Annotated in this window: 4 protein-coding genes; all 4 read left to right on the top strand. The window is 56.4% G+C overall.

Annotated features, from left to right (window positions below; genetic code table 11):
* The coding region (locus AC1DX0_RS32350) for a type IV secretory system conjugative DNA transfer family protein (RefSeq protein ID WP_477358465.1) at window positions 1-1345 on the top strand (1345 nt) is incomplete at its 5' end.
* Between the two features lie 104 nt (window positions 1346-1449).
* Window positions 1450-2127 carry a vWA domain-containing protein gene (locus AC1DX0_RS32345; RefSeq protein ID WP_477358463.1) on the top strand — a complete coding sequence of 226 codons (678 nt, stop codon included), beginning with the start codon at window positions 1450-1452 and terminating at the stop codon, window positions 2125-2127.
* 12 nt (window positions 2128-2139) lie between these two features.
* The gene (locus tag AC1DX0_RS32340) at window positions 2140-2919 is read left to right on the top strand and encodes a PP2C family serine/threonine-protein phosphatase (RefSeq protein WP_477219983.1); all 780 of its coding nucleotides are present in this window, start codon (window positions 2140-2142) and stop codon (window positions 2917-2919) included.
* A partial coding sequence (locus AC1DX0_RS32335) for a protein kinase domain-containing protein (protein WP_477358461.1) occupies window positions 2916-3904 on the top strand: 989 nt, incomplete at its 3' end. The genes AC1DX0_RS32340 and AC1DX0_RS32335, both read left to right, overlap by 4 nt.

Raw genomic sequence — 3904 nt, 5'->3', positions numbered from 1 at the left:
GGTCCATGCCTTCGCACCTTACGATACCAGAATTCCTTCTTCACGGATCAACCCCATGGATTTTGTCCGGGTTGGTACAGTCAATGAAGCTGATGACGCTCGCACCCTTGCAGCATTGCTCGTCGAGGCAACCGGCTCAGACAAGGACAAGTTCTGGGAAGAATACGCACGCACCCTGCTGAGTGGGCTGATCCTCTTCATGGCCCATGAGGGCTCGGCGACCCAGCGCACCATATCCGGCGTGGTCAAACTGTTGTCGATGCCGGTGGATAAGCTGGAGGCAATCGTCCTTGCCATGAGCGGTCACCACGTGGGCGCGGTCGCGACGACTGGAGCGACCTTCGCCAGCATGTCCGAAGACATGTTTCGCAACGTTCTGGCAAGCCTTGCGCCTCATCTCGCTTGCTGGGCACCAGGTGGCCCCCTCGAGGCGCTGACTGCCGAGAGCGATCTTTCCTTGGAGACGCTTCGCGACCAGCCAACCAGTTTCTATCTGATCATCCCGCCTGAGCGCATCAGGGAAAACCGGAGCGCTCTCAGAGTGTTAAGTGGGATCGCGGTGCGCACGCTCGCGCGGTCTTGGCCAAAGCCTGGCGACAAGCCCATCCTCTTTGTATTGGATGAGTTCGCCAACCTTGGCCGAATGGAAGATATCGAGGATGGCATTACATACCTGGCAGGAAGCGGCATCCAAATTTGGATGATTGYGCAAGACTTCAGCCAATTAAAAAGCATATACAAGGAAAAGGCAGACACTATTTTCTCCAACTGCGGTGCCCGTATATTCTTTAGTATCCAGGATCTCGATACAGCCAAAAAAGTCTCGGAAATGATCGGCAACCGCTCAATTTTGATTGAGACACCCACGAAAAGCGGCGGTGGCTTCCTGAACCCAGGAACTGTTAGCACAAGTCATTCCGTCACAGCTCGCCCCTTGTTGAGCCCGGACGAGTTGATGCGGCTCGACCGGCGAAAGCAAATCATATTCCTTGACGAAAAGCGGCCCATCTCGGGGCAGAAATGGTTCTATTTCGAGCGCCCCGAAATGCTTGGTCTTTACGATGATCCCCGACCTCTGCTGGGCGCCAAGAGCTTGTCGCTTCCGCCACGGCCAAGTCCTCCACCCGGGCCGGTGGCTTTGGCCACGCCAGCTACCACTTCTTCCGCTCCTCCTGTTTCCGTGTCCTCGCCGCCGTCAGCCGCCTCCCGGCAGGTTGTGGGGCGCCCGGCGCGCGGCTTGCCGTCACCTCAGATCCCGAGCCCCCCTGCTTCACCAGGCAAGGTTGCCGGCAACTCGGGGCAATTGAAGGGGCGGCCACCTCGAGTGGCACCCGGGAAGAGCTGACTTGGAGAATCGGGAACATGCTCTTTTGCTGAGCTTGTAAAAGCGTGCGACTTAGACCAGACGTGTTAACTTCCAATTCTGATGACATATGAGGGGCAAAAGGTATGTCGAGCAAAAAGGTAGATGACTTCGAGTTTGCGTTGAACCAGGAAGACCGCTGTCCGGTTGTCTTGCTTCTGGATGTGTCTGGCTCCATGAATGAAGACGGAAAGATAGATCGTCTCAACGAGGGCCTTTCTGTATTCAAGAGCGAGATTCTGGCCGATGCAATCGCTGCGCTGCGGGTGGAAATCTCGGTTATCACCTTTGGTGATGGGGTCAGCGTGGTGCATGAATTCTCTTCCGCAGATACGATGAATTTGCCCACTTTGCAGGCTAGTGGTCTGACCCCGATGGGCGAGGCAATGGACGCAGCCCTTGCCGAAATCGAGCTTCGGAAAAATGACTACCGTGCCAACGGCRTAAATTACTACAGGCCCTGGATCTGGATCCTCTCCGACGGATCGCCGACCGACAACTGGCAGCCTTCTGCCGAGCGCGCACGGCGCGCGGAAGCCGAAAAGAAGGTCAGAGTCTACTGCGTCGGTGTGGGCCAAGACGCCAACACGCAGATTCTCGGCCAATTTTCAGCAAGTACGCCGCTAAAGCTTGAGGGATTGCAATTCCGAGAGATGTTCAAATGGTTGTCATCATCTCTGGCGAAGGTCTCACAGGCGAAGGCGGGATCGGGCGATCAAGTCGCCCTTCCTCCGGTTCAAGGATGGACGAACGTGCTGGCGTAAGGAGAGACATGCATGTCATGGCTCGCTGGTCATGCCAGCACGCGCGGCGTTGGCCACATAATCAATGGAACGCCCTGCCAGGATTCTTCCAATATCTGGCAATCGCCCGATGGACGGTTTCTGGTGGGCGCTGTCGCGGATGGTGGTGGTTCTTTGACTCGATCCGAGATTGGCTCGGCGATAGCCGCCTCGCTCGTCGTATCGGCAACCGCGGCCAAGCTCCAAAGTGGCTTTCTTGAAACAGGATCGAGCCACGATTTCGAGCTCCACTGGCGCTCCGTTATTCGTGATGTTCGTGCCACTATCGAACTGGAAGCACGGATGACACCCGGCGCGTCCGCGCGGGATTACGGAACCACGCTTATTGCCTTTGCGATGATGGAAAACCGGTGCGCAGCCGTTCAGGTCGGCGATGGGTTTCTGGTTCTTGGTTCCGACTCAGCCAAAGACAATCCGAACTACCAACTCGTGTTCGACGCGAGACCTGTTGAACATGTTGGAGAAGTGGTCTGGTTGACGAGTTCTGCTTGGGAGGAAGACTTTCGCTGCGCATTGCTCGAGACCGACGCCGACCTCGTGGTGGTTTCGACCGATGGCTTGGAGAAAGTCGCCATCCTGCAGCGCGGTCAGACACCATTTCCCGGCTTCTTCACGCCGCTGGCGCAGCGAGTTCGTCAGGCCCGGTCGGGCGAAGACGTAACAACTCTCGTGACTTCCATCGTGACGATGAAGGAGCTTGATACCAAGACCGACGATGACAAGACACTCATTGTGGCGACGCGGCTACCATGAGCCAGCGCGGGGCTCTGACAGGTCAAACGTTCCTGCACGGCGGCAGCAAACGCTTGTCGGTTAAACTGACGACTTTGATCGCGTCGAGTGGGGAGGGCTTTGTCTACAATACCAGTCAGACGGGAAGTGTTGCCAAAATATACAATGCGCCGCAGGCCGATCATTTTCGAAAACTTTCGGTTATGATTGCCAATCCCCCGCGCGACCCCGCTGCCCCGGCTGTGTCCATCGCTTGGCCGACATCTATACTGACGCGCGCTGGAGGCGAACCGGTAGGCTTTCTCATGCCGGAGATTGCCGACGCCAAGCGACTTGTTATCCTTTATGTGCCCAAGACGCGACTTGCCAGTGCTCCCGGAGTGGACTGGTTTTATCTACATTCCGCGGCGCTCAACTTGGCACGGCTTTTCCGCACCATTAATGGCTTCGGTTACGTCGTAGGCGACGTGAAGCCCGAAAACCTGCTTGTCAATTCTTCGATGCAGATTTGCGCAATTGATACGGACTCGTTTCAAGTCAAGGATCCCATCACCGGAAGTGTCTATCGATGTCCCGTTGGCACTGCAGATTATACACCCCCAGAACTGTTCGGACTGGAATTCAAGGAGGTCGATCGGACGGCCTCCCACGATCTCTTCGGGCTGGCAGCTTTGATTTACCTGTTCTTGTTCGGGAAGCATCCCTTCAGCGGAGGTCGCCTTCCTGATCGCCTGGTCGGCATGGAAACAGCCGAACGGATAAAGAACGGCTTGTGGCAATGGAATCGAGCCAACCCTTTGGCCCCTCATCGCGGTTCGTTGCCGATTGACATTGTACACCCCAAATTGGAACAGCTTTTCAGGAGATGTTTTGACCGCGGTGCGCAGAAACCTGAAATGCGACCTACAGCCGAAGAGTGGGAGCGCACACTTGAAACGGCGATCGATGATCTGGTCTGGTGCAAGACGTCGTCACTACATGTCCACGCTAGCCATCGCGGTTGCCC

Source organism: Mesorhizobium sp. P3_A9 (genome assembly GCF_056402975.1).
The sequence above is the reverse complement of the archived record's forward strand: the minus strand, read 5'-3'. Positions and strand labels throughout refer to the sequence as shown.

Coding starts and splice junctions, on each gene's coding strand:
- AC1DX0_RS32340 (WP_477219983.1), top strand. CDS start 2,140: ATGTCATGGCTCGCTGGTCATGCCAGCACGCGCGGCGTTGGCCACATA.